This is a genomic window from Mesorhizobium sp. WSM4807, assembly GCF_055811615.1.
Genome location: NZ_JBVVQY010000073.1, coordinates 1 through 6,107, shown reverse-complemented (window position 1 = coordinate 6,107; position 6,107 = coordinate 1). Strand labels below are relative to the sequence as shown.

Below are 6,107 nucleotides of genomic sequence, written 5' to 3'. Positions count from 1 at the left end.
CACCGGCGCCGGCTATGGCGAGAAGAACCCGCTGCACACGGCCCAGCGCAACGGCTATCGCGACCGCGATTGGGAGACGCGGGCCAGCACGGTCGAGCTGCGCATTCCCAAGCTCAGGAAGGGCTCCTATCTCCCCTCGTTCCTGGAGCCGCGGCGCATGGCCGAGAAGGCGCTGACGGCTGTTATTCAAGAGGCCTATATCCAGGGCATCTCGACGCGCTCGGTCGACGACCTGGTCAAGGCGATGGGCATGAGCGGTGTCTCCAAGAGCCAGGTCAGCCGGCTGTGCGAGGAGATCGACGGCAAGGTGAAGGCCTTCCTCGACCGGCCGATCGAGGGAGACTGGCCGTATCTCTGGGTCGATGCCACCTATCTGAAGGTGCGCCGTGGCGGGCGCATCGTCTCCGTCGCGGTCATCATCGCCGTCGGCGTCGACGCGGACGGCCGCCGCGAGGTGCTCGGCATGGAGGTCGGCACGTCGGAAGCCGAGCCGATCTGGACCGAGTTCCTGCGCAAGCTGACGCGGCGCGGCCCGCGCGGCGTCAAGCTGGTCGTCTCCGATGCCCACGAAGGCATCAAGGCGGCGGTTTCCAAGGTTCTGTGCGCCACCTGGCAACGCTGCAGGGTTCATTTCGCCCGCAACGTGCTCGCCCATGCCGGCAAGAGCGGCCGCCGCGTCGTCTCGGCCTTCATCGCCACCGCCTTCGCCCAGGAGACGGCCGAGGCGGCAAGCCTGCAGTGGCGCGCCGTCGCCGACCAGATCCGCCCAAAGGTGCCGAAGCTCGCCGCCATCATGGACGAGGCCGAGAACGACGTGCTCGCCTACATGAGCTTCCCCAAGGAGCACCGCGTCAAGCTGCACTCGACGGATGACATCGACAAGCCTGATTTCGGCTTTTTGGCTTATTCGACTCCTGTTCGTTTCTTTGTTCGGCTTCAGGTGAGCTGTTTCCTTCGCCCTGGCCTACGGGATTTCCCGTGCGAGCGTGTCGAGACGCAGTCAAGGCTGGCCGGTGCGATGGCGCCACGACCGGCTGCGAGGTTTCAAGGCCACGCCTTGACGGCGTCGAGCACGGCGCCAGTCTGGAGCGGACCAAGGCGCTGCCACATTCCTTGTGCTATATTTGTCGGGGCACGGACGACCACGTGGCAAAGAGTGGTGCGAGAGGATGAGAGTGCCGCCACGCAGCCGTTATAGTCGTTCCTCGTTTGTGGCGTCCGTGCGCCGCTTCGGCCCGCGTGACCGCCAATGCCGAACCATCAGCTCGTAGGCACGTTCGGCATTCTCGGCCGCAGCTTTCTCGCTGTTTCGCAACTCCTTCACGTTGTAGGGGTAAGCCGAACCGCGGCGACCGACACCGCGCTCGCCCGGCGCGCCAGCCTTGAGAGCGAGCTGCCTCTGCTTTGCCGCTCAAGTCGCCGGGCGAGCCCAGAAGTAGTCCTGCTCTTTTGTCAGCAGATGCCAGATCAACACGGCGAGCTTGCGGGCGACCGCCACGGCGGCGACCTGATGGCCGCGCTTGTTGCGGATGCGCAGGAAGAAGGCCCTGAGCGGTCCGGGCGCCTTCGCCGCCGCCCAGGCGGCCTCGACCAGCATGGCGCGGGCATGGGAACGCCCATGTTTGCTGATCCGGCCATATTGCGCCAAGCCAAGACCGGATTGGCGCACACGCGGATTGAGGCCGAAGTAGCTAACCAGCCTCTGCGGCTCGCGGAACCGCCGGATGTCGCCGACGGCGGCGATGATACCGCTCGCGACGATGGCATTGACGCCGGTGATCGTCTGGAGCCGCCGGGCTTGCACGTCATCAACCGCTTCCCGGGCGATGTCGCGATCGAGGTCAGCCAGATCCTCGGCCAGGCGATCGATCTCGCGGATGTGGCGGGCGATAGCGGCCCGCTCGTCGTCGGGAAGCACCTGCCGCTCGAGCCAGGCGCGACCCCGACGGTTGAACAGATCGGCATGCGGGCACTTCGGCACGAGGTGCGCCTGCCGGATGCCATGCACCTCGTTCTTCACGCGCGTGCGATGCCGCACGACCTGGTTGCGCCGCGCGACGAGGCGGCGAAGCCGCTCAGTCCGCTCATTGGGAATCCAGACCTCAGGCAGAAAGCCGCTGGCATGGAGCTGCGCCAGAACGCCGGCATCGATCTTGTCGGTCTTGATCCTGGCATGGGCGATCGCCTTCACCTGCATCGGGTTGGCGACAATCACCCGGTCGACATACGGCGACAGAACCCGCACCACCGCCATGGTGTTGCCCGTAGCCTCGACGACAAACTCATCCGTCCGTCGCAAACTGCGGCCGAACCCTTCCAGTCCCGAGCGGGTAATGTCGACCCGTCCGTAATGGCGCAGCCGGCCATCTTCCCAAACCACCACCTCCGCAAAGGTGCGGTGGATGTCCATTCCAATCACACGTCTCATCGGCTCCCCTCCTCAAACAGTCGGGAGCCGGCGGGCGACGCGACACCTACGGATCCGCGCTCTCGGCGCAACCAGGCAGGTCGCAGGGGCGGCCAGCTACTAACGCGAGCTCGCAGCTCATCGAATACATCGGCCTGCCCGCACTTGGCGTGCTCCCGGTGCCCCTGTCCCGGATGGTCGCACCATACGCCGAAAATCGATCATCTCCAGCGGGGACGGATGGCACCGTCATGATCATACCGGTTACGAACATGCTGGAGCGGCTGAACCAGGAGATCAAGCGGCCACCCTGGTCGTGCGCATCTTCCCCAACCCGCAGAGCTGTTTGCGGCTGGTTCGGGCATTGGCGGTGGAGATCCACGAGAACTGGCTCGAGGCGACCCGCTACCTCAACATGGATCATCTGCGCGAGCACAAGAAGGAGAACCTGAGGGCACTGGCCGCCTGAGACGCGGCCGCCATGTCCGCCGCTCCGCTAAACACGGGGGCTGCGCGGCGGACACGCCAACGTCACCGCTGAATGCCACGCCATTTTTTGCAACTTGACGCACACAACTGCCGTCAGCTACACCACCTCAGTGGGCACGATCTGAAGCTCGCAGGGAGCGGGCTTGGACCGATGGACTAAAGGAGTCGTTGCCTGATACTGCGCTGGCATCTGGCTTACGGTTTGAGCCTGCGGGCGCGATGTCTCGGTAGCGCCTGGAGCTGGCGCGATAACCCACGTGCATGAAAACTTGGACGGCCAGCTACGAGCGGCTTCATTTCCTACCCCAGATCATGGCCATTGTGCGTGGCTCTACTTTCGGTTTCCGGACTGAGCCTTTCGAAGAACTGCTGGAGAGGGGCATTGTTGCCTCGTGTGAATCGACCCGTCGCTGGGAAAAGTTAGGCTCGATCACGTGCGTCGATCATAACAAGCAAAGGCCGAGAATAACAAATCGGGCATGACCAACGGAATTCATTGGCCGAAACTAAGGTCCCAGAATCCATGTCAATGGGAGGAATCGATGATTACCAGGCGGGATACACTCAGGTTGAGCGCCGCAGCCGCAACTAGTTCACTCGTTCCGAGCTTCGCGCTCGCCCAGCCGACGCCTTCACTTGTGGAGGCCGCCAAGACCGCGGGCCAAAGTCGCGTAGTCATCCAGATGGGGAGCGGCACCTACCGAGATGTGATGGACGAGCTCTTCTATCAGCCATTCACAAAGGAGACTGGAATAGAAGTGACTGCGGTAGAGGGCAGCCAATCCGACAGTATCGCGCGCATCAAGGCAATGAGCCAGACGAATACGATGGAATGGGACATTGCGGGGTTCAGCTACGAGCTTGCGTTGTCGTCGGAATTCAAACCGTATTTCGAAGATCTCGGGAAGAACTGCGAGGACTTGCCAAACGTTGGCGCCAATGGTGTTGAGGGGTCTTGCTTCGGAACCTCTGTCCTCTGGGATCCGGGCGGCTCGGTTCTGACCTACGATGAGCGGGCATTCCCTGACGGCGGGCCAACGAACTGGGCTGAATTCTGGGACGTCAACAGATTTCCAGGACCGCGGTCGCTGCCGAACTTTAATCCTGTGGTAGTGCTGATGGCGGCGCTCCTTGCTGACGGCATCGCACGTGACAAGGTATTCCCGCTGGACCTTGATCGCGCATTTGCAAAGCTCGATCAATTGCGTCCACACATCTCGGTTTGGTGGACAAGCGGAAATCAAAGCCAACAATTGCTCCGGTCCGGGGAGGTGGTTGCCTCGATGCTTTGGAGTGGACGCGCTTCCAAATTGCAAGCGGAGGGGGTGCTAGTTCGCTTCACCTGGGACGGAGCAATTTTTGAAGCGACGCTTTTGAGCTTGATAAAGGGTGCGCCACATCCCCTGGCCGCCAAAGCGCTCCTTAACTTCATGTACACTCGCCCCGAAGCACATGCTGCATTCATGGAGAAGATGTTCTATGCCCTTCCAAACAAGAATGCCGCTGCGCTCCTCGATCGTGACGTAGCATCAACACTCGTCACCGCGCCCGACAACTGGTCAAAGGTAGCCAGAATGGATCCCGATTGGATTGGCGCCAACCGCGACGCGATGTTTGAGCGCTGGAACTCTTGGATTAGCGGGTGAGTAATACCTCGGCTGTAGTGGTATTTCATCCGTGACAGCAGACTTCGCTCTCGCACGATAGGGCTTCGGAGTGGACAGGTCGCTAAGTGGCCAGCTCGAGGCCTATCGGCTTACCGCAAGCGCATCGGAGAATGCGTGGTGATCACCGGGCGCCATTGCACCGGAATGGCACCTGACTGAACCGCGAAAGTTAATCGCGGGTCGAGGGTGGTCTGAAACAACAATATCCGCCGGACGGCCGATGGCGGTCACAGTCCCAAGTATTTGTTTTTGCCGAACCGCACGGTTTCCACACCGCAGCGGAGCATTCCACGGTGAGGCGGCAATACTGCCTCTCATCCTGATTGATTGTCGCCGCGCACGCGGGTCATCGGGGTTGGTGTCGAGACGGCGGACATGCTGGTCCACGAGTGTCTTTCGCGCGGCTTGCGCGACCGCCGCGCGGTGGCGCGCTATGCCGGCCTCACCGGCTCGCCGGACGAGAGCGGCAAACGCCGCCGTGAGAAGGAGCTGGCGCGCGCCGGCAGTGCCCGCGTGCGGGGCGGCGTGATCCAATTGGCCTGGCGCCTTCTTCTGTTCCAGAAGGACAGCGCCCTGGCGCAATGGCTCCACGCGCGCACGGCCGACGGCCGCAAAACCACGCGCAAGACGATGATTGTGGCACTCGCCCGCAAGCCGCTGATCGCGCTGTGGCGCCTCGTCACCGCTGGCGAGGTGCCTGAGGGCGTTGTCTTGCGTCCGGCGTCATGCCGGACACATGGCACAGGAGAACAAGACACACCCCGATTGGCGGGCCCGCAGCGGGGGTCTGCCGATGACGATCCGAGGTGGCGGCCACCCGAAGCTACACATGGTCCTCGAACCGCCGGCGTAGAATGGGCCCGCCGCCCCGGAGCTTCGCCACCGATGCGCATGCTGCATCATGGTTCAGATCCACTGAGATCGACCGCATACAAGTCTGTTGCGCGGCCCTCGCGCCTGCTGATGGCGAGCTCCGCCTCGGAACCCCTTGTCGGCACCCTGCAGGGCACGCCGACCAGAACACTCTGCCGCCGTGCTCGTGACGGTCAAGGGCAAGTCGCGGCGCGATGTGATCTTCGGCCACCCTTGACCGTCACTGCGCGCGGCGGCCGGCGCGAAGGCAGGTCGGGACAAGGAGATGTCGCCAATCAGCCGAACAAGGAGATTAGGAATGGACCAGGTGCAGGCTTGACAATCATCGCCCCATACAGGTGTAGCTCGGCGGTGACGAAGCCGCTCGCGAGCGCGCCCTCAACAGCGCCGTAGCGAGCGAGCAGCGAGCAGTGGTCATCGATGTTCTCCGGTAGGGTCGGGTTGCTCACACCAACCTGATTCGAAGGAACCACCGATGACCAACGAGATGATGAACCTGCGCACGCTCGTAGAGAAGACCCCTGACGGCGATATCCTGCGCGAGATGATCGGCTTTGCCGCCGAACGGCTGATGGAGATGGAGGTGGGCGCTGCCACCGGCGCCGGCTATGGCGAGAAGAACCCGCTGCACACGGCCCAGCGCAACGGCTATCGCGACCGCGATTGGGAGA

Annotated in this window: 2 protein-coding genes and 4 pseudogenes; 5 read left to right on the top strand and 1 reads right to left on the bottom strand. The window is 62.9% G+C overall.

Going from position 1 to position 6,107, the window contains the following annotated elements:
* Positions 1 to 883, top strand: a pseudogene (locus AC0L3N_RS33430) (IS256 family transposase); the annotation flags it as partial.
* Between the two features lie 309 nt (positions 884 to 1,192).
* Here AC0L3N_RS33430 and AC0L3N_RS33425 read toward each other — a convergent pair.
* Positions 1,193 to 2,410 (bottom strand): annotated as a pseudogene (locus AC0L3N_RS33425) (IS110 family RNA-guided transposase).
* A 263-nt stretch (positions 2,411 to 2,673) separates the two neighbouring features.
* Here AC0L3N_RS33425 and AC0L3N_RS33420 point away from each other — a divergent pair.
* From AC0L3N_RS33420 to AC0L3N_RS33405, 4 genes and pseudogenes are all read left to right on the top strand, one after another.
* A pseudogene (locus AC0L3N_RS33420) lies at positions 2,674 to 2,876 on the top strand (transposase); the annotation flags it as partial.
* A 589-nt stretch (positions 2,877 to 3,465) separates the two neighbouring features.
* Positions 3,466 to 4,542, top strand: a complete 1,077-nt coding sequence (locus AC0L3N_RS33415; RefSeq protein WP_473551917.1) for an ABC transporter substrate-binding protein — start codon at positions 3,466 to 3,468, stop codon at positions 4,540 to 4,542.
* 363 nt (positions 4,543 to 4,905) lie between these two features.
* Positions 4,906 to 5,286: pseudogene (locus tag AC0L3N_RS33410) on the top strand (transposase); the annotation flags it as partial.
* Positions 5,287 to 5,911: 625 nt separating this feature from the next.
* Positions 5,912 to 6,107 (top strand): transposase (locus tag AC0L3N_RS33405; protein ID WP_473551914.1); only part of this gene is annotated, 196 nt, incomplete at its 3' end.